The sequence below is a fragment of the Gellertiella hungarica genome, assembly GCF_014197145.1.
Lineage (GTDB): Bacteria > Pseudomonadota > Alphaproteobacteria > Rhizobiales > Rhizobiaceae > Gellertiella > Gellertiella hungarica.
Genome location: NZ_JACIEZ010000001.1, coordinates 559,149 through 583,568 on the forward strand (window position 1 = coordinate 559,149; position 24,420 = coordinate 583,568).

The following is a 24,420-nucleotide window of genomic DNA, read 5'->3' on the forward strand; positions in this document are numbered from 1 at the left end:
GATGGGGCTGCACGCCGAAAGCTTCGGCCGGAAAGGGGGCGAAACGCCCCTGATCCTGCTCCATGGCTTCGGTGGCGTTTCCGCCGTGTGGGGGGAGGTCGCGGACAGGCTTTCCGAACGGGTACCCGTTCTTGCCTACGATCTACCCGGCCACGGCCGCTCCCTGTCCGAGGCTCCGGGCGGGGCAGGACGCATGGCGAAGGCCCTTCTCGCCGATCTGGCAGCACGCGGCGTCACGGAGTTCCATCTCGCCGGCCACTCTCTCGGGGGAGCGGTCGCCGCCCTCATGGCCTTGCGCGAGCCGGAGCGTGTCCGCTCTCTCACGCTGCTCGCCCCCGGCGGCTTCGGACCGGAGATCAACGGCACAGCCCTTTCTGCCTGGCGGGATGCGGCCGATCCCGACGCGCTCCGGGCCGCACTGACGCCCATGGCCGCGGACGGCTTCTCCTTTCCGGCCAGGATCATGGAAACCCTTGCGGTGGCTCGCGCCTTGCCCGGCGCCCGTGATGCCCTGTGCTCCATCTTCGACGCGATGTTCGTCGGGGAGGGGCAGCAGGGCGTTCTGCCGGTCGCGGAACTCGGCAAGCTGCCGATGCCGGTTTCGGTCTTGTGGGGAGGGGATGACGCCATTCTGCCCACGCGGCAGGCCGGCGCCTTGCCGTCAGAGGTGCGCGTGCGGGTGCTGCCCGGTCACGGGCACATGCTGATCGAGGAATGCCCCGACGCAGTTGCGGCAGCCCTGGCAGAGGCCGTGGCCAGCAAGGCCATCAAGGGGCGCTTCCCCCGAAGCGAGGAAGCGCCTTCCTCGTATCAATAGGTCCGGTAGCCGTTCAGCGCCTGGAGAAGCGACCGGTAGGCCCAGGTATCTTCACCGCCGCGATCGCGGATTTCCACGAGCTGCACCTTGGCGGCATTCACGTCACCCTGCTCGATCAGCGCCTGCCCCATGTAGGAGCGCGCAAGAATGTAGTTCTCGTCCGCCTGGAGCGCCTTCTTGTAGTACTGCATCCCGAGCTCCATGTGGCCCGACTTGCGGTTGGAATAGCCGAGGTAGTTCAGGATGCGGGGATCGTTCTGGTTCGCGGCGAGCTGCAGGACGCGGATCGCATTCTCATACTGGCCGGCATAGGCGAATTCGCGGGCGGCGCGGTAGAGATCGTCGTCGTTGAAGCCGCTCTGCTCGGGCGTCACGCATTCCTTCTTCTTCTTGTCCCAGACCTTTCCATCCTTGCACTCGGTGGTGGTTTCGGTCTTGGGGGGCGGAGAGGTCTCGTCGGTTTCCTCGCCGGCTGCGAAGGCAGGGGCCGCGAAGCCTGCGGCAAGGCCGGTGATGAGCGCAAGGGCGGCAAGCCCGGGCAGGGTTCTGGTCATGGTGGTCCTCCTCCATCTGGCGATGCAGGAAGAATAGGCCGCTTCGGCCTGCCGTCAAATGCGTCCGATGCCGGCCGGGCGATGAACTTCCCGTGATCGGCTCAGCGATGGGGCAGGAGCGGCAGGTTGGCGGTCAGTTCCATGCCGGTTCCAGCCTGGTTTAGCTGGTGGCGTTCGTGCTGGAGATGCCAGTGCCCGGGCGAGCCGGTAATGCGGAAGAGATTATAGCCGGCGCGCGGCTTGTGGCCGCCCGGCCCCTGGCTGGCCGAGGCAATGCCGGCGACCGGTATGCGACCGTCCGCTCCGTCCAGCCAGAACAGCGAGTTCACATGCGTATGCCCGTGGATGACGAGCTCCGCGCCCGCTTCCTGCATGACCTCTGCGAAGCGGCCGATGCCCACGAGACGCTTGTGTGTTTCGGCAGCCCCGCGCACCGGCGGGTGGTGGATCATCACGACGCGGAAGAGGCCCTCTTCCCGCGCTGCTTTCAGGAGCTTCGCCGTCTCGCGCGCCTGCCGCGGACTGAAGAAACCGGCGGCGGAGAAGGGTGGCGTCGCGATGGCGCTCGAGCAGCCGATGAGCGCCACGGGCCCGCGGCGGCGAATATAGGGAAAGAGCTTCCGTTCGGGATCGTACACCGCAGGCGTCGAATCGCCCCGGACATAATCATGCCAGAGACCCATGGCGCGTTCGTAGGCGCCGCGGACATAGGCGTCGTGATTGCCGGGCACGACAGAGGTGTCGAGCGGCTTTCCGGTCATCTCCAGCCAGTCGCGCGCGCTCAGAAGCTCGCTCTTCGTGGCGAGGTTCACGAGGTCGCCGGTGATCGCCAGGTGATCCGGCTGCTTCAGGCGGATATCCTCCAGCACCTCGATGAGGGCGTTGGGAAAAAGGTGCTTGCGCCGGTTCCGGTGCCAGTTCACAAAGCCGGTGATCCGCTTCGAGGCCAGCTCCAGAAGGGTGAGCTTCGGCAGCGGGCCGAGGTGGATGTCGGAAATGTGCGCGAGCGTGAACATGGCAGACACATAGACACCAGAGTCGATTGGGGCAAGAAGAATGGGTCAGCGCGGCATTCCGGAACTAGAGGGGCGGCTTCGGCGTATGGCCATCCGGATGCTGCACGTCTACTACCGCATGCGGCGCGGCATGACCCTTGGCGTGCGCGCCGCCTGCTTCGACGAGAGCGGCCGCATCTTCCTCGTACGCCACACCTACGTGCCCGGATGGTACATGCCGGGGGGTGGCGTGGAGCGCGGGGAAACAGCGCTTCAGGCGCTGGAGAAGGAATTGCGGGAGGAGGGAAATCTCGAGCTCCTCGAGCCGCCCGAGCTGTTCCATGCCTATTTCAACACCCGCATCAGCCGTCGCGACCACGTGCTGCTCTACCGCGCGCGCGTCCGGCAGACGGCTCCGCGAAAGCCGGACCGGGAGATTGCCGAAAGCGGCTTCTTCGCTCTCGATGCCCTGCCGGATGGCATCACCCAGGCGACGCTCGACCGGCTGGCGGAACTGGCCGGGAAAATCCCGCCCAGCCACCACTGGTAGGGCCCGCGCGTCAGTCTGCCTTCAGTGCCGAAGACAGCGCCTCGATATGCTCGGGCCCGATGCCGCAGCAGCCGCCGATCATGCTGGCGCCGGCCTTGACCCATTTCTCGGCAAAGCGGCGGTAGTTGTCGGGCGTGAGGTCGGGACGGATGTCATGCAGGTCGGCATTGGCATCCGTATCGTCCGCCTCGGTGGCGAAGGCATTGGCATAGATGCCGATCCGGATGGAGGCGGGCAACTCCCTGCGGGCGGCCCTGACGGCGGCTTCCATCACTTCCGGCTGGCTGCAATTGAAAAGCAGGGCCTCCGCTCCGCAGGCGCGCGCGGCCTCGGCGGCCGCGGCAATGCTCTCACCCGAGCGCAGCGAGGGAGCGATCGCACCGGCCTCGACCTCCTTCGCGCGGGCATCGTCGAGCGTGAAGGAAATCCACAGGGGCCGCCGGTCGTGGCCGAGAAGCGCGCGCACCAGCCGCGCCTCGGCCGTTGAACTCAGCGTTTCGGCAAGCCACAGATCGGCGGAAGGCGAAAGCGCCTCGATCAGCACCTTGAGGATCGGCGTGGCCTCCGCCTCGGTGAAGAGATCCGGCCGGTAGGACCCGAGTACCGGGGGAAGGGAGCCCGCCACACGCACGCCCGAGGCGTCGGCCACCTCGCGCGCTATCTCTCCGGCAAGCCTCGCCAGACGGAACCCGTCCGTGCGGAACCGTTCCTCTCCGATGTGGAAGGGCACGACCGCATAGGAATTGGTGGTGATGACGTCCGCCCCGGCGCTGGCAAAGGCCGCGTGGGCCTTGCCGACGTGTCCGGGCGATTCGATCAGCGCCAGTGCCGACCATTCGGGCTGGCGAAAGGGCGCCCCGGAGCGGGCAAGCTCCCGTCCCATGCCCCCGTCCAGAAGGGTGATCTCGTGGCGCATTCTCTTGTCCCCCGCGTTCAGAGAGCCTCCCGCCCATGGGGACCTTCGAGGTCCAGCACTGGCCCCACAGGCACGACGCCGGTCGGATTGATGGTGCGGTGGCTCCGGTAATAATGCTCCTTGATGTGCCGGAAATTCACCGTCCCGGCAATGCCGGGATGCTGATAAAGGTCCTTCAGATAGGCCTGCAGGTGGGGATAATCCGCGATGCGGCGGATGTTGCACTTGAAGTGCCCGACATAGACCGGATCGAAACGCACGAGCGTGGTGAAGAGGCGCCAGTCGGCTTCGGTCAGTTCCGCGCCCATCAGATAGCGCTGCGTCGAAAGCCGCTCCTCCAGCCGGTCCAGCATGGCAAACAAGGCCGCGACGCTTTCCGCATAGGCGTCCTGGGTCGTTGCAAACCCGGCCTTGTAGACGCCATTGTTCACGGCATCGTAGATCTCGGCATTCAGGGCATCGATATCCTGCCGCAGAGCCTGCGGGTAGAAGTCCAGCCGGTTGCCGGTCAGGTGGTCGAAGGCGGAATTGAACATGCGGATGATCTCCGCCGATTCATTGGAAACGATCGTGTTGCGATGCTTGTCCCACAGCACGGGAACCGTCACCCGACCCGAATAGGCCGGGTCCGCCCGGGTATAGATCTGCCAGAGGAAGGACGAGCCGAAGAGGGTATCGAGCGTGCCGCCATCGGTGCCCTTGAACTCCCAGCCGTTCTCCACCATCAGCGGATCGACTACCGACACGTCGATAAGGTCTTCAAGGCCTTTGAGCTTGCGGAAGATCAGCGTGCGGTGTGCCCAGGGGCAGGCCAGCGAGACATAGAGGTGGTAGCGCCCGGCCTCGGCCTTGAAACCCGCTTCGCCGGACGGACCGGCGCTGCCATCCGCCGTCACCCAGTTGCGAAACTGCGATTGCGCCCGCCTGAAATGGCCCTTGGTCTTTTCCGTATCGTACCAGACATCGTGCCAGACGCCTTCGATGAGCATGCCCATTTTGTGTTTCCCGATCTTTTCGTGTTGGCGGCAAGCATAGGGCGTGGAAAGGCGAAAGCGAGTTGCGATGCGGTGAACACTGCGTTTTTTGTTGGCGAAGCGTGAATTTCCTGCTATCGGCCTTTTCCACCAGAAACATCCCGGACGGCACCGCCCTCATGAACACCCGGTCCCTGCGACGACGCTGAAGGAACTCCGCACGCGGATTGCACCGCGTGACCGCACCTTTACGTCTGCCCGCTCGACCGGACCCATTCATGAAAAAGCATGATTTTGCCTACCTCACCGAGGATGCCTCCCACGACGCCATCATCGAATTCATCAATGACGAGGCTTTCGGCCCCGGCCGTTTCGCGCGTGCGGCGGCGCGGATACGCGAGCAGGGACCGCATGACCGCAGCCTGTCCTTCGTCTGCACCGATCATGGCGAGGTGATCGGCTCCGTCCGCATGACCCCGGTCGCTGCGGGCGCGGTGAGGGGCCATCTGCTCGGTCCGCTGGCGGTGCGGCCGTCCCACAAGAACCTTGGAATCGGACAGAAGCTTTGCCGGCTTGCCATCGAGGCGGCCCGCGCGGCTGGGTCAGAAGGGGTCATCCTCGTCGGCGACCCGCCCTACTACCAGCGGATCGGATTTGAACGGGTGCAGCCGAAATCGCTCGAATTTCCGGGCCCGGTGGACCAGCACCGGGTGCTCGTGGTTCCGCTGGCAGACCAGGTCCATGAAAGGCTGAAAGGCATCATTGCCTGGCGTGCGGACTGAGAGGCGGCTAGCGCCCCTCGCGCCACCAGTTAAAACCGAGGCCCAGAAGCAGCACCAGCACGCCCGCATAGCCGCCGAGAAGCGGCAGGGTCGAGACGCCCTTCAGAACGGTTTCCGTGCTCATGCGCACCAGCACCCGCCCATCCGCTTCCACGCGCGCATTGCCGCGCACGGGCAGGATGTCGGGGATGACGGGCTTTTGCGGGTCGCCGAGCCGCGCCACGATGCCGCCGGTCTCTTCGGCGACGGGGCGAAGCCGCTCCTCCGTCGAGATCATTGCCTTGAACTCCGGCGCATCCGGTGTTCCCACATGGACGAGGGCCGTCAAGTCGCCGTTCACAACCTCGAAGAGGCCGGTCTCGTCCACCTTGGCCTCTGCGCGGAACAGGCCCGGCTCCGATTCCGTCAGGGTAAGCGGCACGTCCTTGCCGGAGGGGGTACGCAAGGTGGCGGCACCCGGATTGCCTTCCATGGTCTGCCGGGTCACGAAGATACTGCGGCCGGAGGCACTCGCCCTCAGGGCTTCCTCTTCCAGATCGGGATCCTTCATCAGCCAGTGGGCGATTCGGCGGTAGAGGGCTGCGTGCGGGCCGCCTCCTTCGAAATTCCGCGCCCAGAGCCAGCCCTGATCCGACAGGAGCATGGCCACGCGGCCTTCCCCGGCACGGTTCAGAACGAGAAGGGGTCGCTCGTCCGGCCCTTCCATGACGACGCGCCCTGCGGGTTGCTCCACACCGATGGTCCGGAACCAGCGGCCCCAGCGCGGCGGTTCGCTTGCGCCGCCCTCGAGGCCCCGCGTGACGGGATGCTTCCGGCCTTCCGCAGAGATGCGGGGATAGAAGCCGCGCTCGATCACCATTCCGTCCGGCGCTGCCGGCAGAACGCCTTCCAGCGGTGTCAGCGCAATCGAGTCCTCGCCCGCATGCTCCGGTCCGGCCGCAATCAGCAGTGCGCCGCCCCGGTCCACATATTGCGCGATGTAATCGTAATAGAGCAGGGGCAGCACGCCCCTGTGCTGGTAGCGATCGAAGATGATCAGGTCGAACTCGTTGATCTTGTCGACGAACAGCTCCTGGGTGGGAAAGGCGATCAGCGACAGCTCGTTGATCGGCGTTCCGTCCTGCTTCTGCGGCGGGCGCAGAATGGTGAAGTGAACGAGATCCACCGATGCATCCGATTTCAGGAGGTTGCGCCAGGTGCGCTCGCCCGCATGCGGCTCCCCGGAGACCAGCAGCACCCGCATGTTCTCGCGGATGCCTTCCACCACCTGGATTGCCCGGTTGTTGGTATCGGTGATTTCGCCCTGAAGCGCTTCCGCCGAGAGCTCCACCACATTGGCGCCAGCCCTGCCGATCTCGAAGCGGAAGGGTGTCGGTGCACCCGTCACGGCCTCCAGCGTCGCTGCCTCGCTGCCATTGACGCGCACGGTGACCCTGGCTGGCCTGCCCGGATCCGCGCCATCGTCGGTGACGCGGAAGAGAACCTCCACTTCCTTGCCCTTCAGGCCGAAGCGGGGTGCCTTCAGCACCTCTATCCGCCGGTCGGTTTCGCCCGCGCGGCCGGTGATGAGGCTCGACACCGGAACCGAGAGCCCCGGCGGACGGCCATTGGCCGGGATGTCGTGTACCTGGCCGTCGGTCAGGAAAAGGGCGGCACCGACACGGCCCGCCGGAACATCCGCCGTCGCGTCGGCGAGGGAACCGAACAGCCGGGTGGAGGGCGTGTCCGATGCCGGATCGGCTTTCGCTTCCACGATGCGCGGTTCGACGCCGGGAATCCGGGAGAGCCGTTCCTTCAGGGCTTCGGCGGCGATCTTCGTCGCCTGCTGGCGCTCGGGCAGCTGCTGGCTCTGGCTCTGGTCGACGATGACGGGCACGATGGTGGAAAGCGGCTCGCGCTCCTCCTGCCGGAGCACCGGATTGGCAAGCGCCAGCACGAGCGCCAGCCCGATCAGCACGCGAAGGGCGGAACCCTTCAGCGAACGGTAAAGACCGAGCGCCCCCAGCACCACCACCGCCAGCGCGGCGAGCGAGACGATCGGCCAGGGCACCAGCGGCTGGAAGACGAGATCCATCAGTTGCCCAGCCTTTCGAGCAGTGCAGGCACGTGAACCTGATCGCCCTTGTAGTTGCCTGTCAGCATGTACATCATGATGTTGACCCCGGCCCGGTAGGCAAATTCGCGCTGGTTCTCATCCGGCGGTACGGTGGGAAGCTGGGGATTGCCCATCTCGTCGATGGCCCAGGCGCCGGCGAGATCGTTCGCGGTGATCATGATCGGCGTCACGCCATCGGCAGAAACAGGCGCCGCCTCGCTGGTCTTGTCCGTGCCCTGTCCGGCTTCGACCCACAGCGGCGAATCCGCATAGCGTCCCGGGAACTGGCTGAGCAGATAGAAAGACCGCGTGAGCACATGTCCGCGCGGGACGGGTTCGAGCGGCGGGATGTCGAGATCGGCGAGGATTTCCCGCAGCCGTTCGCCGTTGGCGGTTGCCACGCCATTGCCGCCGAAAGCCTGTTCCGACTGGTCCCGCGTATCGAACAGCACCGTGCCGCCGGAGCGCATGTAGGCACCGATGCGGCTGATGGCATCTGCACTCGGCATCGGCGCGGAGGCGCTCACGGGCCAGTAGATCAGCGGAAAGACCGAGAGTTCGTCCCGGGCAATGTCGACTCCCTCCGGTTCGCCCGGCTCAAGGGCAGTGCGGAAGGTGAGAAACTGGGTAAGCCCGTAAAGCCCCATGCGGGAGACGTCGTCCACCTCCTTTTCCCCTGTCAGCACATAGGCGAGGTGGGTCGTGTCGAGCCGCTTCAGCAGCACATCGTCGCCCGGTTTCGCATCGTCGGCCCGGGTGTGGGCGGGGGTCAGGCCGAGAGCAAGTCCGAGCGCGAGCGGCAGCAGAAGGCTGGCGGCAGCCTTCCGCGGCAGGCGAAGACCGCCGTTGATCCACAGCATGGCAAGCCCGTCGAGCAGAAGCAGCACGATGGCTGCCCCGATGAAGGCGGGCACCATATTGGCCGGCTGCGGGCCCGTGACGGGCAGGCGCTTAAGCCACGGAGCGGCCCCGGGACCTGGGTCGAGCGGGGACAGCTTCGCCCCCTCGGGCAGGAGATTGTGGGCCACAAACCCGTCCTCGGTTCCGTAGAGACCGGGTGGGTGATTGAGATCGGCCATGCGGGAAAGGTCTTTCGCAGGGTTCAGCGGTCGGGCGGATGCGGTTTCTGCCGAAAGGGCGCCATCGGCAGCCAGCAGGCGCCAGGGCGGCAGCAGCGCCACCTTGCCGTCGGCCTCCGGGCGCCCGACAGGCGCGCGCGCCATCTGGACAAGGGCGCGGAGCATCTCCACGAAGTGACCCGAAAGCGGAAGATCCGACCAGCTCGTCTCGGCGCTCACATGGAAGAGCACGATCTGCCCGCGGCCCTTCTGGCGCATCGTCACGAAGGGGGTGCCGTCGGCAAGGCTCGCGATAGTCTGGCCTGCGAGCTCCGGTGACGGTTCCGCGAGAACCTGGCGGCGCACCTTCACGTCTTCCGCCCGCGCAAGGCCTGCAAAGGGGCCGGTCTCCGGGAAGGCCGCAACCGCTTGCGGCTCGCTCCAGGACAGCACGCCCCCGAAGCGGCGCTCGCCTTCCCGCAGCGGAACCGTCGCAAACGGATCGTCCTTGCCCGCGGCGGCGAGCTGCGGCCCGGCAAAGCGGATAAGCGTGCCCCCGCTTTCGATATAGTCGGAAAGCGGCTTCACCGCGGCTGCCGGCACCTTGCCCACATCCGCCATCACGATGGCCGACGGACGGAGCGAAAGGAGTTCCTTCAGGGCAGGCTCGATCCCGACGGAACGGGACTCGCTGATATCGGCAAAGGGCGAAAGCGCCCGGCGGATGTAGTAGATCGACGAGAGCAGCGGGCGCTCCGCGTCCGCCGCATCGCCGCCGATCAGGGCGACGCGCCGCCTTTTCGCGCCTTCGTCGAGAAGGTGTACCGTTCCGGCATTCAGCCGGTCGCCGAGCGCGATGCGGGCAAAATCGTTGCGGATTTCCAGCGGCGCCTTCAGCACGGCCCGCGCTTGGCTGGCGCCGGGCACAAACTGCAGGCGATCCCCGGCAATGGCGCGGCCCTGGCGGTCATAGGCCACGAGCGGCAGATCGGCGATGCGCCCGGTATCGAGCCGGGCAGCCTGCACCTCGACGCCGTCCGCGACATTGCGGACCGAGGTGATCGCGAGCGCGGCCGTGCTGTCGCCGGAAAGCAGGCGGAACTCCGCCGGCTTGAGCGTCGTCAGCGTCTCCAGCGTCCGGTCCCCCGCCTCCGTGCCGATGCCGTCGGTGATGAAGGCAAGCGTACCGGGCGCCGTGCCATCGAGGCCGGCCCGGATACGCTGCGGCAGATCGGTGCGCTGTGCCATGACGGGCCGTGGCCTTGCCGCGAGAAGACGGGTGCGGGCCGTGGACGCGTCAACCGGCGTGGCATCCGGCTTGTCCTCTGCCGTCAGAACGAGCGCGACGGGGCGGTTTTCCGATTCCGCCTCCTCCAGCAGGTCGCGGGCGGCGGAGACACGCTCTTCCCAGTCATTGGCGGCGGCCCAGCTGTTGTCGACGACCAGCACGAGCGGCCCATCGGGCGAAAGGCTCGCCTGCCTCGGGTTCAAGACGGGTCCGGCCATGGCAAGGATGACGGCTGCGGCGAGCAGAATGCGCAGCGCCGTGAGCCACCAGGGACTTTGCGCCGGCGTTTCCTCGCGCTTCATCAGCTGTGCGAGAATCCGGAAGGGCGGGAAAACCTCCCGCTCCGGCTTCGGCGGAGTGATCCGGAGCAGCCACCAGATGGCAGGCAGCGCAAGGAGTGCGGCCAGAACCGCCGGTGTTGCAAAACCGATCGCGCTCATGACCGGACCTCATGTGTGGCAAGGCCGCCGCCCGAGAGCAGAAGATGCAGTTGGGTCAGCGGTTCCGAGGCCGGGCGGTCCGTGCGGTGGGTGATGAAATTCCAGCCGAGGCGGCGCATTTCGGTGCCGAGTGTTTCGCGTCGCGCCTCATAGGCTCGGCGATAATCTTCCGCGATGCTGTCGGCGCGGCCGGCCGTCAGGCTCTTGCCGGTTTCCGGATCCACGAATTCTGTCCGGCCCGTATAGGGAAAGCTCTCCTCGGCGGGATCGGCAATCTCCACCAGATGGCCGCGCACGCCGCGATGGGCGAGCGGCTTCAGCCGCGCAACGGTGTCTGCGGGATTGTCCAGGAAGTCGCCGAGAAGGATGAGGTCCGCCGTGCTTCTGACACCCGCCACCTGCGGCAGGGCGGGAAGGGCGCCGGCATGGGAAAGCGCCGCGGCGATCCGCTCCGCCGCCTGCCGGCTGGCCTGCGGTTCCAGAAGCCCGGGAACGCCGATCCGCTCGCCCGACCGGGACAGCGTTTCGGCCAGCGCCAGCATCAGCACCAGCGCGCGGGCTTCCTTGGAGGTGTTGCTCATGCGGGAGCGATAGCGCATCGACGGCGTGAGGTCCGCATGCAACAGGATGGTGTGCGCGGCCTCCCATTCCCGGTCCCGGACATAGGTGTGATCGTCGCGGGCGGAACGGCGCCAGTCGATGCGGCTGAGGCTTTCCCCCTCGGCATAGGGGCGGAACTGCCAGAAGTTCTCGCCGATGCCGCGCTTGCGGCGGCCGTGCCAGCCGGAGATCACCGAGTTTGCCACCCGCCGGGCCTCGACGAGGCAATCCGGCATCAGGGCGGCCCGCTCATGGGCCAGCCGAAGCGCCTCGCGGGAGGCCAGTGCCGGTGTCGTCTCGCCGATGGGGCTCACGGCTTACTTCCCGATCTCCGCCGAAAGCTCGGCGATCACCTGGGAGACCGTGATGCCTTCCGCGCGCGCGGCAAAGGTCAGCGCCATGCGGTGCTGCAGGACGGGAGCGGCCAGGGCGCGCACATCGTCGAGCGAAGGGGCAAGGCGACCCTCGAACAGGGCGCGTGCGCGCACGCAGAGCATCAGCGCCTGACCGGCGCGGGGGCCGGGGCCCCAGGCGATATGCCGGGCGGCACCCTTTGCGCCGGCTTCCGGGCGGGCCGAGCGCACGAGGTTGAGGATGGCGTCCACCACGCTTTCGCCGACCGGCATCTGCCGGATCAGCTTCTGGATCTCGATCAGCCGCGCGGCATCGATCACCGCTGCGGCCGCCGCCTCTCCGAGACGCGTGGTTTCGATGAGGATGCGGCGCTCGTCCGCACGGTCGGGATAGCCGATGTCCACCTGCAGGAGGAAGCGGTCGAGCTGGGCTTCGGGCAGCGGATAGGTGCCTTCCTGCTCCAGCGGGTTCTGTGTCGCAAGCACATGGAAGGGGGCTGGCAGGTCGAGCCGTTTTCCCGCCACCGAGACATGATATTCCTGCATGGATTGCAGGAGCGCCGACTGGGTGCGCGGCGAGGCGCGGTTGATCTCGTCCGCCATCAGCAGCTGGGTGAAGACCGGCCCTTCGATGAAGCGGAAGGAGCGGCGGCCATCGTCTGCCTGTTCCAGCACTTCCGAACCCAGGATGTCGGAGGGCATGAGGTCCGGGGTGAACTGGATGCGGGCGGACTGGAGGCCCAGCACGGTGCCGAGCGTGGTGACGAGCTTCGTCTTTGCAAGTCCGGGCACACCGACCAGAAGGGCATGGCCGCCGGCCAGCACGGCCACCAGCGTGCTCTCGACCGCCGCAGCCTGCCCGAAAATGACCTTGCCGACTTCCAGCCGGATCGCCGCGATGTCCTCGAGCGCCTTTTCCGCGAGCGCCACCATCTCTGCCTCTGCAAGGGGCGCGCTGCCGCCGGTCGTCACATCCATGCTGGTCTCCGCTTCACAATCGGCGGCGCGAATCGCCGCCTTTCCGCCATCTGATTAACCCATGACCGCTTATAGCAAGTTGACGGCTGACAAGCTTGGATCAAATGACTATCTCATGGGTCCTAGACATAAAGCGAGACGCAATCATGGCAACCGAAGGAATTCAGGCGACGGGCGATGCGGCAGGGCTTGCCGCACTGATTTCGCGGGCGGCGGCCGATACCAATGCGGGTGCCGGCGGCCTGCCACCCGTCGAGCGCTGGAACCCGCCCTTCTGCGGCGATCTCGACATGGAAATCCGTGCCGACGGAACCTGGTTCTATCTCGGCACGCCGATTGGCCGTGCACCCCTCGTTCGGCTCTTCTCCACGGTTCTGCGCCGCGACGAGGACGGCAGGACCTATCTGGTGACGCCTGTGGAAAAGGTGGGCATCCGCGTGGTGGATGCCCCGTTCGTCGCGGTGGAGATGCAGCGCACGGAGGAGGAGGGCGAGCCGGTCCTCACCTTCCGCACCAATGTCGGGGACGTGGTGCGGGCCGATGCCGCGCACCCCTTGCGCTTCGTCATCCACGGGGAGAACCGGGAGCTGAAACCCTACCTTCTCGTGCGCGGGCGGCTCGAGGCGCTGGTGTCCCGCGCTGTGATGTATGACCTCGTGGAGCTCGGGGAGACGGTGGAGATCGATGGCACGGCCATGTTTGCCGTGCGTTCGGCGGGTGCGGTCTTCCCGATCATGCCGGAGGCCGAACTCGACGGTCTGGCAGGCTGATGGACAAGGCTGAAACCATCCTTCCCTTCAGCGCCGAGGATTTTCGCGCCCGCGCCTTTACCCAGTCCGGCGGGCCGGTGGAACTCGCCTGGCGGGACCATGGCGACCACATCCTCAATCCCGATTCCATCCGTCACATCGAAGGGCTGAACCTGCGGGATGCTGCGGTTCTGGTGCCCGTGATCGATGATCCCGATGGTGCCAAGGTGCTCCTCACCCAGCGGACGGCCTCGCTTCGCAAGCATTCCGGGCAGATCGCCTTTCCGGGCGGAGCGATCGACCGGGAGGACGGCTCGCCGGAGGTCGCGGCGCTTCGCGAGGCGGAGGAGGAAATCGGCCTGCCGCGCCACTTCGTGGAAACCGTCGGCCGGCTGCCCGATTACTATGCGATGACCGGCTTTCGCATCACGCCCGTGCTGTCGGTCGTCCGCCGGGGCTTCGAGATACGCCCGAACCCGCACGAGGTGGAGCATGTCTTCGAGGTGCCGCTTTCCTTCCTGATGGACCCGGACAACCACCAGCGCGACAGCGCGGTCTGGCAGGGCAGCGAGCGGCATTTCTACCGCATGCCCTATGGAAGCTGGATGATCTGGGGTATCACCGCCGGCATTCTCAGAACACTGTATGAAAGGCTTTATGCATGAGCGAGGGCACCCATTCCACCGTCTCCGTGGCGGATGAAGCGTGGTTCAACGGGCCGTCCCTCCGAAGGGTGATGGCGCTTCTGAACGGGGAGGGTGCCGAAACGCGGATTGCCGGTGGAGCCGTCAGGAACAGCCTGATGGGCCGGCCGGTGGCCGATGTGGATCTCGCCACCACCCTTCTGCCGGAGCAGGTGATCGCGCTTGCCGGGCAGGCAGGGATCAAGGCGGTTCCGACCGGTATCGAGCACGGCACGGTGACGCTCGTCGTCGAGGGAACGCCATTCGAGGTCACGACCCTCCGCCGGGATGTGGCGACCAACGGACGGCATGCGGAGGTCGCCTTCGGCAGCGACTGGCAGGAGGATGCCAACCGCCGCGACCTCACCATCAACGGCCTCTATGCGGACCGGGAGGGCCGGGTGATCGACCTCGTGGGCGGTCTGCCCGACATAGAACGCGGGCTCGTGCGCTTCATCGGGGATGCGGCGGAACGCGTCGCGGAGGATTATCTGCGCATTTTGCGCTTCTTTCGCTTCTTTGCCCATTACGGTCAGTTTCGGCCCGACGCGGACGGGCTCCGGGCCTGCGCCCGTGCGCGCGACAAGCTGAAGACGCTTTCGGCGGAACGGATCTGGTCCGAGCTGAAGAAGCTGCTCGCGGCGGAGGATCCGGGCCGGGCGCTGCTGTGGATGCGGCAGGCCGGTGTCCTCACGGAGATCCTGCCGGAAAGCGAGAAATGGGGCATCGATGCCATCCCGGGGCTCGTTGCGACCGAAGCCATGCTTGGCTGGCCGCGCGAGCCGATGCTCCGGCTGGCCGCCATCGTGCCGCCGGATGCAGAGCGGCTGGACGAAATGGCTCGCCGGTTGCGCATGTCGAGGGCCGAAGCCGCCTGGTTGCAGGCCTTCGCCTCGGCTCCCGCGGTCAAGCCGGATCTCGCCGGGACGGCGCTGGACCGCATGCTCTACCGGAGCGGGGAAACGGGAGTGATCGCCCGTCTGAAGCTGGCCGTTGCCGCCGCGCGGGCGGACATCGACAGCCCGCCTGCCGACCTCGAGAAAAGCCTGCTCCTGAAAGGGCTTCTCAAGCGCGCGGAAGCTTTCCGCAAGCCGTTGCTCCCCGTGAGCGGAGCGGATCTTATCGCGGCGGGCGTTGCCCCCGGTCCGAAGCTCGGCGAGGTTCTGTCGCTGATGGAAAGCGACTGGGTGGAGAAGAACTTTGCTCCTTCAAAGGATGATCTCCTTTCCCGGCTGGCGGACTTCCAGTCGCGGATATAGCGGACGCATCCCGCTCGATGCGCCCTATACTTTTCACGCGGCGTTCGGCTCAGGCCGCTGCCGTATTCGAGGGCGTGGTGATGCGTTCCTTGATGCGATCCACCATGCTCTCGCGGATCATCTCCTCGCCATGGGCGCTGCGCATGTGCTCGACGGCGCGGCGCACGATTTCCGCATCCTCGTCAGCCCGCGTATGCCAGGCACATCCGGGAACGAGGGATCCGCATTCGAACAGTCTCATCTCAATCCTCCTGTTTATGCATGACATCAACAGAATAGGGTCGAAGACATCGGCGGCCATGGCCAGATCTTGCCCCGGCCGCCGGGCTTGCGGTCAATCCCGGATGGCCCAGGCTTCGAAACACGCCGCGCTCTGATAAGTGGCGGCGCGCCGGGCTGCCCGCGTTTCGGGCTCGGAAAGGGATTTGTCGAAGGCCGGGCTTCCGGCCAGCTGTAGTTTGACCTGCTCCACGAAATAGGCATGCGGCAGGTCGAGGCCGCTTCTCAGCCGCATGGCATGTGCCAGGCGGTCGATCATCTCGGCACGGCCCAGAAGACGCGATCCATCGGCGGATCCATGCGTGTCAGGGGCATTCGGCTTGACGGAAACCGGAGCAGAATCCGTCTCATGCACGGTCGTATCCATGAGGCCCTCCCAAAAATGGATTCATGCAACAAGGATATTGGCAACCGCAGCTTACGACCGAATCAGCAGATCACACAGTAAAAAATCCGTGGTTGCGTTTTTCGGGCCTGCCCGTCAGGGCCAGCGCGCCAGCGGAGGCAGGGAGGACAGGATGGAATCCACGTTGCCGCCGGTCTTCAGTCCGAAGATCGTGCCGCGATCGTAGAGAAGGTTGAACTCCACGTAGCGGCCGCGCCGGACGAGCTGCTCCTCCCGGTCTTCCTCCGTGAAGGGATTGTTGAAGTTGCCGCGGACGATCTTCGGATACACCATCGCAAAGGCGCGTCCGACGTCGCGGGTGAAGGCGAAATCGGCCGCCCAGCCGCCCAGATCCGCGCCGGAATGCAGCCAGTCGTAGAAGATGCCGCCGATGCCGCGCGGTTCGTTGCGGTGCTTCAGGAAGAAGTAGTCGTCGCACCAGGCCTTGAAGCGCGGATAGTCTGCAACGCCGTGGCGGGCGCACACGATTTCCATGGCCTTGTGGAACAGCTCGGTGTCGGGATCGTCCTGGGTGCGGCGGCGATCCAGAACGGGCGTCAGGTCGGCGCCGCCGCCGAACCACTGGCTGGTGGTCACGACCATGCGCGTGTTCATGTGGACCGTCGGTACGTTCGGATTGCGCGGATGGGCGATCAGCGAGATGCCCGACGCCCAGAAACGCGGGTCCTCCGACGCGCCGGGGATCTGGTTGCGGAAATCGGGCGAGAACTCTCCGAAGACGGTCGAGGTATGGACGCCCACCTTTTCAAAGACCCGCCCCTCCATCATCGACATCAGGCCGCCGCCGCCCTCGCCGCCGTCGCGCAGCCATTCCTTCTGCACGAAGCGCCCGGGCGCGAGATCGCTGAAGGGGCCGGCAAGCTCGTCTTCCAGGGTCTCGAAGGTGAGACAGATATGGGTCCTCAGATGTTCGAACCACTGGCGGGCGGCGAGCTTCTTCTCCTCGATGTCATCGGGCAGGCCGCGCGGCAATTCCGGTCTTTCCATACCGATCTCCAAATTCCTTTTTTGGTCGATTGCTAAAATATCTCAGGGCAGGTCTACCAGCGCAAGCGGGACCCTGTCAGCAACCGCGTGCGCGATATTAACTGTTTTTGACTCGCCTGCCGACCCTTCCCACATTATCCTTGTACCGGAAAGGAAGGGACGCGATGGCAAGAGTACCCGGACCGCCACCCTTGAGCGGCCTGAAGCGCCGCATCGCCGATCACCGCGCCGGACAGAAGGCGCCGAAGAGCACCTTTGTCCGCGAGACCTTTTGTCTCAGCCGCGAGGAAGCGCGCCGCAAGGCGCGCGAATGGTTCGAGGCCTTTCCGAAAGCCGCCTACTGGACCGAAGTGGAAAGCTGGCGCCAGCTCGAGGGCGACCGCATCGAATTCACCATGCGACGCCTGCCGACAGCCGACTGAAGAAGCGCTGATCAGGCCGGTCGGCCGGCCCGCTTCTTGGGCATGTCCATGGCGCCGAGGGGCTCCCATGCGAGCGCGAAGTGTTCGAATTCCCGGGGCGGCAAGGGCTTCGACCAGAGATAGCCCTGGGCCCGCGAGCATCCGATCATGGCAAGCCTTGCCGCTGCGGCGGGCGTTTCCACACCTTCGGCGACGGCCTCCAAACCGAGCCGGCGCGTGAGGCCGACGATGGCTTCGAGCAGCGCCAGCCCCTTGTCGTCCTCCTCTATGTTGTGCAGGAAGAAGCGGTCGATCTTCAGTGTCTGGATGTCCAGTTCGCCAAGTCTGGCGAGGTTCGAGTAGCCCTTGCCGAAATCGTCGATCGCCACCCGTACGCCGGTGGCGGCGATCCGCGCAATCTGTCCGCCCGTGTCGCTGTCCTCGAGGGCGCGGCTTTCCGTCAGCTCGATCTCCAGCAATGCCGGATCGAGACCGGACCCCAGCAGGGCGCCTTCGACCACCGATTCCAGGTCGCCCCAGCGGAACTGGACTGCCGACACATTCACGGAAACAGGCAGTCCGGCAAGCCCGATCTGCTGCCATCGGCGACAGTCACGGCAGGCTGCCTCGAGAACCCAGGCGCCGATGGACCGGATGAGGCCCGTCTCTTCCGCTTCCGGAATGAAGTCATCCGGGGCCACCAGGCTGCCATCTGGCTGCTGCCAGCGAAGAAGTGCCTCCGCCGATACGATCCGACCGGTGTCTATGTCGATCCTGGGCTGGTAATGCAGACGGAACTCGCCCCTGGCGCCGGCGCGGGAGAGACGTCCGCGGAGCGTGTCTTCATGATCGTCCGGCAAGGAAGCCGTTCCGCTGGCGCTTCGAAGCGGAAAAGCCGTGCGGAAGGGCATGCAGGCCGCGGCCACCATCATGGCCATCAGCCAGGTCTCCACCAGCCGCTCCGTCGTCGGCAGGCTGAGCACCCAGGCGCCTGCCATCACGAGCACCCCCCTGGCCACCTGCTCCGCGGCTTTCTGCAGGAACCGGCGCACACGCGCCGCCCGGGTGGCTGGTGCGGGCGGATTTGCTGCAGCGTCGCTGCGGGCGTGGCGGGATCGGGTCGGCATCCGGCAAAGGGTCCATGTTCAAATCGGAACATGAACTATCAGTGATATCTAAATAAATAAAGAACCGCTTCTGCCCAATTTTAGCCGCTGGCGAAACCGCCGGTCTGGCGCAATGCCTCACCCACGATCATTCCGACCGATACGGCGAGATTGATCGAACGCTGGCCCTGCATCATCGGTATCAGGACGCGGGCATCGGCCCTCTGATGCACAGCCTCGGGCACGCCGGCACTTTCTCTGCCGAAGAGGATGACGTCCTGCGCCTCGAAGCGGAAGTCGGCGTAAGGCACGGATGCCTTGGTGGATGCCAGTATCAGCCGTCGCCCGGAGGCTCTCACGCTTTCGTCGAAGCGGTCGAAGGTCACGTGCCGGGTGAGGGAGGCCATGGCCAGGTAGTCCATGCCCGACCGCTTGAGGTTGCGGTCGGAAAGGTCGAAGCCGGCCGGCTCGATGATGTCGACCTTGAAGCCAAGGCAGGCGGCCAGCCTGAGGATCGTGCCGGTATTGCCGGGTATATCGGGTTGGTAAAGGGCTATGCGGAGGTCGCTCATGGCGGGCGTCTCTAGAGAATCTGTGGTCCGGAAGCAACATCGAGCCGACGAAACGCAGGCCTCCCAAATCTCGCAGTTTCCAAAAGCGGCAACCCGCGATAGGTTTTGCGTCATCTTTCGGCACGAAACAGGGAGGCTGCAATGAAATTTTCGTCTGCGTTCAGCCTCCTGGCATGGCGACCAGCCACACCCTGACCCCGTTCAGGTTCACTGCCGACTTTCCAACCCTTTCGTTTTTTCGGGCGCCCTGCGTCCACCGGTGTGTTCCCCTTCTGCCGCGGATGCCCATCCGCTCTTTCAGGCGCCGGTTCGTTGCTTGAGGATTAATGACATGTTCGCGTGGTTTGAAAACCGCCTCAATCCCTTTCCCGCCGAGGCACCCACAGCGCCTCCGCGCGGTCTCGTCGCCTTCTGCTGGCATTACTCCCGGCCCGCGGCACCCTGGCTTCTTCTGCTGGGCACGCTCACGGCGCTGATCGGGATCGGCGAAGTGCTGATGTTCAAGTTTCTCGGCGCGATCGTCGACTGGCTTTCGACCTCGAGCCGGGAGACCTTCCTGGCCGACAACCGGAACATGCTGATCGGGATGGCCTCCGTCCTCGTCATCATGCCGCTGCTCAGCCTCTTTCACAGCTACATCATGCATCAGGTGCTGCTCGGCAATTACCCCATGATTGCCCGCTGGCAGATGCACCGGTTCCTGCTGCGCCATTCGATGAGCTTCTTCGCCAATGATTTTGCCGGCCGTGTTGCCACCAAGGTCATGCAGACGTCGCTCGCGATCCGCGAAACCGTGATGAAGCTTCTCGATGTCTTCATCTATGTGGTGTCCTATTTCGCATCGATGATCTTCGTGGTGGCGAGCGCCGACTGGCGCCTCGTCCTGCCGATCCTGGTCTGGCTGGTGATCTATGTGACGCTCATCGGGTTCTTCATCCCGAAGCTGCGCAAGAGCTCCTCCGATCAGGCGGATGCCCGCTCGACCATGACCGGCCGCGTTGTCGACAGCTACACCAACATCGCAACCGTCAAGCTTTTCTCCCATGCGGGGCGCGAGGAAAGCTATGCCCGGGAGAGCATGAACCTGTTCCTGCAGACCGTATACCGGCAGTTCCGGCTGGTGACCTGGTTGCAGACCCTGGTGGAGATCAACAATTATGTGACCCTCTTCACGGTGTCTGCGCTGTCGATCTGGTTCTGGCTGACCGGCGATGCGACGACCGGTGCCATCGCCATCGCGATCGGCCTGGTGATGCGGATCAACGGCATGTCCCACTGGATCATGTGGGAGGTTTCGGCCCTCTTCGAGAACATCGGCATGGTCTATGACGGAATGGACATGCTGGCCAAGCCGCATGACATCGTCGACGAGAAGGGCGCGACCCAGCTCAAGGGGCAGAAGGGCGAAATCCGCTTCGAAAACGTCCGCTTCCACTACGGGAAGAACAAGGGCGTGATCGAGAACCTCTCGCTGACCATCAGGCCGGGCGAGAAGATCGGTCTCGTCGGTCGCTCCGGCGCCGGCAAGACGACGCTGATGAACATGCTGCTGCGCTTCTACGATCTCGAGGGCGGGCATATTCTCATCGACGGGCAGGATATCTCCAGGGTGACCCAGGACAGCCTGCGCTCGATGATCGGCGTGGTGACGCAGGATACATCCCTGCTGCACAGGTCGATCCGCGAAAACATCGCCTATGGCCGCCCCGAGGCGACCGACGAGGACATCATCACGGCTGCAAAGCGCGCCAATGCCTGGGAGTTCATCCAGCAGCTGGAGGATCTCCAGGGCCGCAAGGGCCTTGATGCCCACGTCGGTGAGCGTGGCGTGAAGCTTTCGGGCGGGCAGCGCCAGCGCATCGCGATCGCGCGTGTCTTCCTCAAGGACGCGCCGATCCTCATTCTCGACGAGGCGACATCCGCGCTCGACTCGGAAGTGGAAGCCGCCATCCAGGAGAACCTCTTCTCGCTGATGGAGGGCAAAACCGTGATCGCGATTGCCCACCGGCTCTCGACCCTCACGGAGATGGACCGCCTGGTGGTGCTGGACAAGGGGGCGATCATCGAGACCGGCACCCACACGGAACTGGCCAACGGAACCGGCATCTATGCCGATCTCTGGGCCCGCCAGTCCGGCGGCTTCCTCGCCGATCAGGTGGATCACGAGGAAGAGGCCCGCAAGAAGGCGCGCGCCGAAGCCGAAGCGGAGTTCGAGACCGAAGAGGAGTGGGACTGAGCGCCTGCCTCCCCCCGCAAGGCTACCAAGCGACGCCGGCTCCCGATGGGGCCGGCGTCACGCCTTCTGGCGGCGCTTGCGAACGGGTGCTCCGATCGAAACGTGCTCTTCTTCCTTCGGCACGACCGAAAGACGCAGCCCCATGGCATCGAGGACCGCAAGAACGGACTTCAGCGTCGGATTGCCGTTTTCTGTCAGCGAACGGTAGAGAGCCTCCCGCGACAGCCCCGCCTTGCGCGCAATGTCCGTCATCCCTTCGGAGCGCGCGGCAATGCCCAGCGCGTGAGCGATTTCACCGGCATCGGTGGTATCGAAGGCGAGGGCGAGGAAGACGGCGAGATCTTCGTGATCACGAATTCCTTCAGCGAGATCGTAGGGGGTTATGTCACTCCGCATTACCCAGTTCCCTCTTCAGCCTCTTTGCGAGGGTGATGTCGCGGCTTTGGCTGTCCTTGTCTCCCGCGCACAGCAGGAGGACGATCTCGCTGGCGCGAAGGGTGAAATATATCCGATAGCCCGGACCATGCTGAATGCGAAGCTCCAGAACAGTCTCGCCCACGCTGCGACAATCGCCGAAATTCCCTTGCTCAAGGCGAGCCAGACGCCTCAGAACGGTCATGCGGCCCATACGATCGCGCAACAAGGCTTCCCACCGCTCCTAGTGACTCGTCCTGAATATCCTGTACACCGAAAACTCGTGATTTAAAAGCTACATTTCTGAAATTAAGAATGTTCTTTTATATCCCGCGGTGGCAGGCGTGGCAAGAAAGGCTCAGCTGCAGGGTAGGCTTTTCAGGCTCTTGCCGATCCGCTTGATCAGTCCGTCATAGCTGATCTTGCGCAGTGCCGGATATTCGAAGCGAAAGGTGATGACGGCGCCGTCGCATCCGCGGATGGTTCTTGCATAGAAGATGGTCCTGTCCCGGATGCCGGATGTGACGAACCAGGATTTCCCGGAGGCAAAGTAGCGGCCTGCAGGGTCCGCTTTGGCGGCTGCCTTTTCCGCGTTAAAGGTCGTGCCGAGACTGCCAAAGGCGATCAGCTCCGCATAGCCGTCGGGTGTCGTCCATTTCTGCCCGTCGCCATTGTCGGGAGCGGGCTTCGCGACAAAGCCTTCCGGAACGTCGATCACAAAGCGGAAGCGGGCATTTTCGTAGTGTTCCCAGCCCTCTGCAAGGGCAGGCGCTGCGATGCCCGTGGCCAAAGCAAGGGTGAGCATGGCGTGTTTTCTCATCGGGAGACCCCTGTTCAAGCGTGAACGATGCGTGCGTCATCATTACACGAAATTCAGTTGGACGGCGAAGCGATCAGTCCTATATGGCGGGCATGCTGATCCGTTCCGTCCTGAAAATCTTCGAAAGCTGGATTGACCCCTTCGAGCCGCGCGCCGACCTGACGCCGCCGGGCTCGCTCTGGGCTTTCGTGTGGTTCTACATATCGCCCGCCCGCTGGCCCTTTTTCGCCATGCTGCTTCTGGGCGGGATGGTCGCCATGCTGGAGGCGGGGCTCTTCTATTTCGTCGGACGGCTCGTGGACATGCTCGGGACCGTGTCGCCCGGTGGCGGCTGGCAGGGGCTGATTGCCCTTCATGGAACGGAGCTCGGCTTCATGCTGGCAGTGGTCGTGCTCGTGCGCTTTCTTGCGGTCACCGTAGGAGCGCTGGTCGAGGAACAGACGGTCATCCTCGGCTATTACACCATGTCGCGCTGGCAGGCCTATGCGCATGTGGCGCGCCAGTCCGTCGGCTTTTTCCAGAACGATTTTTCGGGGCGCATCGTCACCAAGGTGCTGGCCGCCGGTCAGGCGACGGGCGATCTCATGGTCGCTCTCCTGCAGAATGTCTGGTTCATCGTCATCTATACCGCGTCCACCATTTTCCTGTTCGCGCAGGTCGACTGGCGGCTCGCGGCCATCGTCATGGTTTGGGTGCTGGGCTTCCTGGCGATCTCCCGCTTTTTCGTGCCGCGCATCCGCAGGCTCTCCCGCGGCTCCGCGGAGGCGAACTCGGCGCTGACAGGCCGCATCGTCGATGCCTATGCCAATATCCAGACGCTGAAGCTCTTCGGGCGTGAGGAAGACAACGACAACTACGTCAAGGCCGGGTTCCAGAAGGTACATGATGCGGTGAAGCATTTCGCCCGGCACATCACCGGGGTCAGAGCCTCGCTCGCGCTGCTTTCCGGCATCATGATCGCGGCGGTTGCGGCTTATTCGGTCGATCTGTGGTTTTCGGGTGCCATCACCGCCGGGGGCGTTGCCGTGACGCTGGGGCTCGTGCTGCGCCTCAACATGCTGCTCAGCCGCATGATGACCCATTTCAACTCCGTCATGCGCAATATCGGCACGATCCAGAACGCGGCGGAAATGCTCTCCGAGCCGATCCGGCTGCAGGACAGGCCGGACGCCCATGTCATTCGCCCCGAATCGACGGAGATCCGCTTCGAGGACGTGACCTTCCATTACGGTCGCGGCAAGGGCGTGATCGAGGGGCTGAACCTCGTGATCCGTCCTGGCGAGAAGGTGGGGATCGTCGGCCGTTCGGGCGCCGGCAAGTCGACGCTCGTCAATCTCCTCCTGCGGTTCCACGACGTCGAGGGAGGGCGCATCCTTCTTGGCGGAGAGGATATCGCGGCTGTGACCCAGACCTCGCTGCGCGCGCAGATCGGCATGGTCACCCAGGATACCGCACTTCTCAACCGCTCGATCAGGGACAACATCCTGCTTGGTCTGCCCGATGCCACAGAGGAGCAGCTCAACCGCGCCATACGCCTGGCTGAGGCCGATCTCTTCATCGCCGGACTGCAGGACCAGAACGGGCGAAAGGGGCTCGATGCCCATGTGGGCGAGCGGGGCGTGAAGCTCTCCGGCGGCCAGCGCCAGCGCATCGCCATTGCCCGTGTTCTCCTGAAGGATGCCCCGATCCTCGTTCTCGACGAGGCGACATCCGCCCTCGATTCCGAGGTCGAGGCGGCCATCCAGGCCAATCTCGACCGGCTGATGGAAGGCAAGACGGTGCTGGCCATCGCCCACCGGCTCTCGACCATTGCCGCTCTCGACCGGCTGGTGGTCATGGACAGGGGGCGGATCATAGAGCAGGGGAGCCATTCAGAGCTGATTGCGGCTGGTGGCCTCTATGCCGAGCTCTGGGCGCGTCAGTCCGGTGGCTTCATCGCGGTCGACGAGGCTGCGGAATAGGGACTTTGCAGGCCATGCGGAGAGCCGCATGTCGGTTATGAAACAGGCCGTCGCCGGGAACCGCCGCTTGCTGCCGGCTGCGCCCGTTTGTCACCAAGAAAATCCCGCGACAAACCGTCCTTATCTCCTTGCCAAGGCTGGACATAA

25 protein-coding genes are annotated in these 24,420 nt (G+C 64.9%); 9 read left to right on the top strand and 16 right to left on the bottom strand.

Features of this window, described 5'->3' with window-relative positions; all coding sequences use genetic code 11:
• Position 1 precedes the first annotated feature (1 nt).
• Positions 2 to 817 (top strand): alpha/beta fold hydrolase, encoded by an 816-nt coding sequence (locus GGR23_RS02610; RefSeq protein ID WP_183364554.1) that lies wholly within the window; start codon positions 2 to 4, stop codon positions 815 to 817.
• Here the strand turns inward: GGR23_RS02610 and GGR23_RS02615 are convergent.
• Together GGR23_RS02615 and GGR23_RS02620 are read right to left on the bottom strand one after the other, a co-directional pair.
• Positions 811 to 1,371: a tetratricopeptide repeat protein gene (locus GGR23_RS02615; RefSeq protein WP_183364555.1), complete on the bottom strand. Its 561-nt coding sequence runs from the start codon at positions 1,369 to 1,371 to the stop codon at positions 811 to 813. The genes GGR23_RS02610 and GGR23_RS02615 overlap by 7 nt on opposite strands.
• A gap of 101 nt (positions 1,372 to 1,472) precedes the next feature.
• On the bottom strand, positions 1,473 to 2,387 hold the full coding sequence (locus GGR23_RS02620; RefSeq protein WP_183364556.1) for a metallophosphoesterase family protein: 915 nt from the start codon (positions 2,385 to 2,387) through the stop codon (positions 1,473 to 1,475).
• Positions 2,388 to 2,427: 40 nt separating this feature from the next.
• Here GGR23_RS02620 and GGR23_RS02625 point away from each other — a divergent pair, with 40 nt between their 5' ends.
• Positions 2,428 to 2,916 carry an NUDIX domain-containing protein gene (locus tag GGR23_RS02625; RefSeq protein ID WP_183364557.1) on the top strand — a complete coding sequence of 163 codons (489 nt, stop codon included), beginning with the start codon at positions 2,428 to 2,430 and terminating at the stop codon, positions 2,914 to 2,916.
• A gap of 10 nt (positions 2,917 to 2,926) precedes the next feature.
• Here GGR23_RS02625 and GGR23_RS02630 read toward each other — a convergent pair whose 3' ends face one another.
• Positions 2,927 to 3,832, bottom strand: a complete 906-nt coding sequence (locus GGR23_RS02630) for a homocysteine S-methyltransferase family protein (RefSeq protein ID WP_183364558.1) — start codon at positions 3,830 to 3,832, stop codon at positions 2,927 to 2,929.
• 17 nt (positions 3,833 to 3,849) lie between these two features.
• Entirely contained in the window at positions 3,850 to 4,827 is a 978-nt protein-coding gene (locus GGR23_RS02635; RefSeq protein WP_183364559.1) for a glutathione S-transferase family protein, read from the bottom strand.
• A 257-nt stretch (positions 4,828 to 5,084) separates the two neighbouring features.
• Here GGR23_RS02635 and GGR23_RS02640 point away from each other — a divergent pair, with 257 nt between their 5' ends.
• Complete coding sequence (locus GGR23_RS02640; RefSeq protein ID WP_183364560.1) at positions 5,085 to 5,588, top strand: GNAT family N-acetyltransferase; 504 nt, start codon at positions 5,085 to 5,087, stop codon at positions 5,586 to 5,588.
• A gap of 7 nt (positions 5,589 to 5,595) precedes the next feature.
• On the opposite strand, the gene GGR23_RS02645 is transcribed toward GGR23_RS02640, so the two are convergent.
• The 4 genes from GGR23_RS02645 to GGR23_RS02660 are packed head-to-tail and all read right to left on the bottom strand — an operon-like array spanning position 5,596 to position 12,400.
• Positions 5,596 to 7,662 (bottom strand): hypothetical protein, encoded by a 2,067-nt coding sequence (locus GGR23_RS02645; protein WP_183364561.1) that lies wholly within the window; start codon positions 7,660 to 7,662, stop codon positions 5,596 to 5,598.
• Positions 7,662 to 10,469: a DUF4159 domain-containing protein gene (locus GGR23_RS02650; protein WP_183364562.1), complete on the bottom strand. Its 2,808-nt coding sequence runs from the start codon at positions 10,467 to 10,469 to the stop codon at positions 7,662 to 7,664. The genes GGR23_RS02645 and GGR23_RS02650 overlap by 1 nt, the downstream gene beginning before the upstream one ends.
• On the bottom strand, positions 10,466 to 11,383 hold the full coding sequence (locus tag GGR23_RS02655; protein WP_382340472.1) for a DUF58 domain-containing protein: 918 nt from the start codon (positions 11,381 to 11,383) through the stop codon (positions 10,466 to 10,468). Before GGR23_RS02655 ends, GGR23_RS02650 begins: the two co-directional genes overlap by 4 nt.
• A gap of 3 nt (positions 11,384 to 11,386) precedes the next feature.
• Positions 11,387 to 12,400, bottom strand: a complete 1,014-nt coding sequence (locus GGR23_RS02660) for an AAA family ATPase (RefSeq protein ID WP_183364563.1) — start codon at positions 12,398 to 12,400, stop codon at positions 11,387 to 11,389.
• 146 nt (positions 12,401 to 12,546) lie between these two features.
• Between GGR23_RS02660 and GGR23_RS02665 the strand changes: the two genes are divergently transcribed.
• The 3 genes from GGR23_RS02665 to GGR23_RS02675 are packed head-to-tail and all read left to right on the top strand — an operon-like array spanning position 12,547 to position 15,091.
• Positions 12,547 to 13,170 carry a DUF1285 domain-containing protein gene (locus tag GGR23_RS02665; protein WP_183364564.1) on the top strand — a complete coding sequence of 208 codons (624 nt, stop codon included), beginning with the start codon at positions 12,547 to 12,549 and terminating at the stop codon, positions 13,168 to 13,170.
• Positions 13,170 to 13,814 (top strand): CoA pyrophosphatase, encoded by a 645-nt coding sequence (locus GGR23_RS02670; RefSeq protein WP_183364565.1) that lies wholly within the window; start codon positions 13,170 to 13,172, stop codon positions 13,812 to 13,814. Before GGR23_RS02665 ends, GGR23_RS02670 begins: the two co-directional genes overlap by 1 nt.
• On the top strand, positions 13,811 to 15,091 hold the full coding sequence (locus tag GGR23_RS02675) for a CCA tRNA nucleotidyltransferase (RefSeq protein WP_183364566.1): 1,281 nt from the start codon (positions 13,811 to 13,813) through the stop codon (positions 15,089 to 15,091). Before GGR23_RS02670 ends, GGR23_RS02675 begins: the two co-directional genes overlap by 4 nt.
• 49 nt (positions 15,092 to 15,140) lie before the next feature.
• Here GGR23_RS02675 and GGR23_RS02680 read toward each other — a convergent pair whose 3' ends face one another.
• From GGR23_RS02680 to hemF, 3 genes are all read right to left on the bottom strand, one after another.
• Positions 15,141 to 15,332 (bottom strand): DUF1059 domain-containing protein, encoded by a 192-nt coding sequence (locus GGR23_RS02680; RefSeq protein WP_183364567.1) that lies wholly within the window; start codon positions 15,330 to 15,332, stop codon positions 15,141 to 15,143.
• A 93-nt stretch (positions 15,333 to 15,425) separates the two neighbouring features.
• The gene (locus tag GGR23_RS02685; RefSeq protein ID WP_183364568.1) at positions 15,426 to 15,737 is read right to left on the bottom strand and encodes a hypothetical protein; all 312 of its coding nucleotides are present in this window, start codon (positions 15,735 to 15,737) and stop codon (positions 15,426 to 15,428) included.
• A 114-nt stretch (positions 15,738 to 15,851) separates the two neighbouring features.
• The gene (hemF, locus tag GGR23_RS02690) at positions 15,852 to 16,763 is read right to left on the bottom strand and encodes an oxygen-dependent coproporphyrinogen oxidase (RefSeq protein WP_183364569.1); all 912 of its coding nucleotides are present in this window, start codon (positions 16,761 to 16,763) and stop codon (positions 15,852 to 15,854) included.
• Positions 16,764 to 16,927: 164 nt separating this feature from the next.
• Between hemF and GGR23_RS02695 the strand changes: the two genes are divergently transcribed.
• Entirely contained in the window at positions 16,928 to 17,185 is a 258-nt protein-coding gene (locus GGR23_RS02695) for a hypothetical protein (RefSeq protein ID WP_183364570.1), read from the top strand.
• An 11-nt stretch (positions 17,186 to 17,196) separates the two neighbouring features.
• Here GGR23_RS02695 and GGR23_RS02700 read toward each other — a convergent pair whose 3' ends face one another.
• Together GGR23_RS02700 and GGR23_RS02705 are read right to left on the bottom strand one after the other, a co-directional pair.
• Positions 17,197 to 18,291: a putative bifunctional diguanylate cyclase/phosphodiesterase gene (locus GGR23_RS02700; protein WP_183364571.1), complete on the bottom strand. Its 1,095-nt coding sequence runs from the start codon at positions 18,289 to 18,291 to the stop codon at positions 17,197 to 17,199.
• An 80-nt stretch (positions 18,292 to 18,371) separates the two neighbouring features.
• Positions 18,372 to 18,842 (bottom strand): tRNA (cytidine(34)-2'-O)-methyltransferase, encoded by a 471-nt coding sequence (locus GGR23_RS02705; RefSeq protein WP_183364572.1) that lies wholly within the window; start codon positions 18,840 to 18,842, stop codon positions 18,372 to 18,374.
• Between the two features lie 331 nt (positions 18,843 to 19,173).
• Here GGR23_RS02705 and GGR23_RS02710 point away from each other — a divergent pair, with 331 nt between their 5' ends.
• The gene (locus tag GGR23_RS02710; protein ID WP_183364573.1) at positions 19,174 to 21,078 is read left to right on the top strand and encodes an ABC transporter ATP-binding protein; all 1,905 of its coding nucleotides are present in this window, start codon (positions 19,174 to 19,176) and stop codon (positions 21,076 to 21,078) included.
• Positions 21,079 to 21,135: 57 nt separating this feature from the next.
• Here GGR23_RS02710 and GGR23_RS02715 read toward each other — a convergent pair whose 3' ends face one another.
• From GGR23_RS02715 to GGR23_RS02725, 3 genes are all read right to left on the bottom strand, one after another.
• Positions 21,136 to 21,474: an addiction module antidote protein gene (locus GGR23_RS02715; protein WP_183364574.1), complete on the bottom strand. Its 339-nt coding sequence runs from the start codon at positions 21,472 to 21,474 to the stop codon at positions 21,136 to 21,138.
• Positions 21,464 to 21,721, bottom strand: coding sequence for a type II toxin-antitoxin system RelE/ParE family toxin (locus GGR23_RS02720; RefSeq protein ID WP_281375642.1), 258 nt, complete (start codon positions 21,719 to 21,721; stop codon positions 21,464 to 21,466). The genes GGR23_RS02715 and GGR23_RS02720 overlap by 11 nt, the downstream gene beginning before the upstream one ends.
• 129 nt (positions 21,722 to 21,850) lie before the next feature.
• Entirely contained in the window at positions 21,851 to 22,312 is a 462-nt protein-coding gene (locus tag GGR23_RS02725; protein ID WP_210296818.1) for a hypothetical protein, read from the bottom strand.
• A 92-nt stretch (positions 22,313 to 22,404) separates the two neighbouring features.
• On the opposite strand from GGR23_RS02725, the gene GGR23_RS02730 reads away from it, so the two are divergent.
• The gene (locus tag GGR23_RS02730) at positions 22,405 to 24,273 is read left to right on the top strand and encodes an ABC transporter ATP-binding protein (RefSeq protein WP_183364576.1); all 1,869 of its coding nucleotides are present in this window, start codon (positions 22,405 to 22,407) and stop codon (positions 24,271 to 24,273) included.
• The last annotated feature ends 147 nt before the right edge of the window (positions 24,274 to 24,420 follow it).

Excerpts from the sequence above, each read along its gene's own strand:
- GGR23_RS02715 (WP_183364574.1), bottom strand. The coding sequence starts at position 21,474 with ATGCGGAGTGACATAACCCCCTACGATCTCGCTGAAGGAATTCGTGAT.
- GGR23_RS02680 (WP_183364567.1), bottom strand. The coding sequence starts at position 15,332 with ATGAGACTGTTCGAATGCGGATCCCTCGTTCCCGGATGTGCCTGGCAT.
- GGR23_RS02725 (WP_210296818.1), bottom strand. The coding sequence starts at position 22,312 with ATGAGAAAACACGCCATGCTCACCCTTGCTTTGGCCACGGGCATCGCA.
- GGR23_RS02635 (WP_183364559.1), bottom strand. The coding sequence starts at position 4,827 with ATGGGCATGCTCATCGAAGGCGTCTGGCACGATGTCTGGTACGATACG.
- GGR23_RS02710 (WP_183364573.1), top strand. The coding sequence starts at position 19,174 with ATGTTCGCGTGGTTTGAAAACCGCCTCAATCCCTTTCCCGCCGAGGCA.
- GGR23_RS02660 (WP_183364563.1), bottom strand. The coding sequence starts at position 12,400 with ATGGATGTGACGACCGGCGGCAGCGCGCCCCTTGCAGAGGCAGAGATG.
- GGR23_RS02615 (WP_183364555.1), bottom strand. The coding sequence starts at position 1,371 with ATGACCAGAACCCTGCCCGGGCTTGCCGCCCTTGCGCTCATCACCGGC.
- GGR23_RS02610 (WP_183364554.1), top strand. The coding sequence starts at position 2 with ATGGGGCTGCACGCCGAAAGCTTCGGCCGGAAAGGGGGCGAAACGCCC.
- GGR23_RS02700 (WP_183364571.1), bottom strand. The coding sequence starts at position 18,291 with ATGCCGACCCGATCCCGCCACGCCCGCAGCGACGCTGCAGCAAATCCG.
- GGR23_RS02645 (WP_183364561.1), bottom strand. The coding sequence starts at position 7,662 with ATGGATCTCGTCTTCCAGCCGCTGGTGCCCTGGCCGATCGTCTCGCTC.
- GGR23_RS02705 (WP_183364572.1), bottom strand. The coding sequence starts at position 18,842 with ATGAGCGACCTCCGCATAGCCCTTTACCAACCCGATATACCCGGCAAT.
- hemF (WP_183364569.1), bottom strand. The coding sequence starts at position 16,763 with ATGGAAAGACCGGAATTGCCGCGCGGCCTGCCCGATGACATCGAGGAG.
- GGR23_RS02640 (WP_183364560.1), top strand. The coding sequence starts at position 5,085 with ATGAAAAAGCATGATTTTGCCTACCTCACCGAGGATGCCTCCCACGAC.
- GGR23_RS02670 (WP_183364565.1), top strand. The coding sequence starts at position 13,170 with ATGGACAAGGCTGAAACCATCCTTCCCTTCAGCGCCGAGGATTTTCGC.
- GGR23_RS02620 (WP_183364556.1), bottom strand. The coding sequence starts at position 2,387 with ATGTTCACGCTCGCGCACATTTCCGACATCCACCTCGGCCCGCTGCCG.
- GGR23_RS02630 (WP_183364558.1), bottom strand. The coding sequence starts at position 3,832 with ATGCGCCACGAGATCACCCTTCTGGACGGGGGCATGGGACGGGAGCTT.
- GGR23_RS02685 (WP_183364568.1), bottom strand. The coding sequence starts at position 15,737 with ATGGATACGACCGTGCATGAGACGGATTCTGCTCCGGTTTCCGTCAAG.
- GGR23_RS02675 (WP_183364566.1), top strand. The coding sequence starts at position 13,811 with ATGAGCGAGGGCACCCATTCCACCGTCTCCGTGGCGGATGAAGCGTGG.
- GGR23_RS02625 (WP_183364557.1), top strand. The coding sequence starts at position 2,428 with ATGGGTCAGCGCGGCATTCCGGAACTAGAGGGGCGGCTTCGGCGTATG.
- GGR23_RS02730 (WP_183364576.1), top strand. The coding sequence starts at position 22,405 with ATGCTGATCCGTTCCGTCCTGAAAATCTTCGAAAGCTGGATTGACCCC.
- GGR23_RS02665 (WP_183364564.1), top strand. The coding sequence starts at position 12,547 with ATGGCAACCGAAGGAATTCAGGCGACGGGCGATGCGGCAGGGCTTGCC.
- GGR23_RS02650 (WP_183364562.1), bottom strand. The coding sequence starts at position 10,469 with ATGAGCGCGATCGGTTTTGCAACACCGGCGGTTCTGGCCGCACTCCTT.
- GGR23_RS02695 (WP_183364570.1), top strand. The coding sequence starts at position 16,928 with ATGGCAAGAGTACCCGGACCGCCACCCTTGAGCGGCCTGAAGCGCCGC.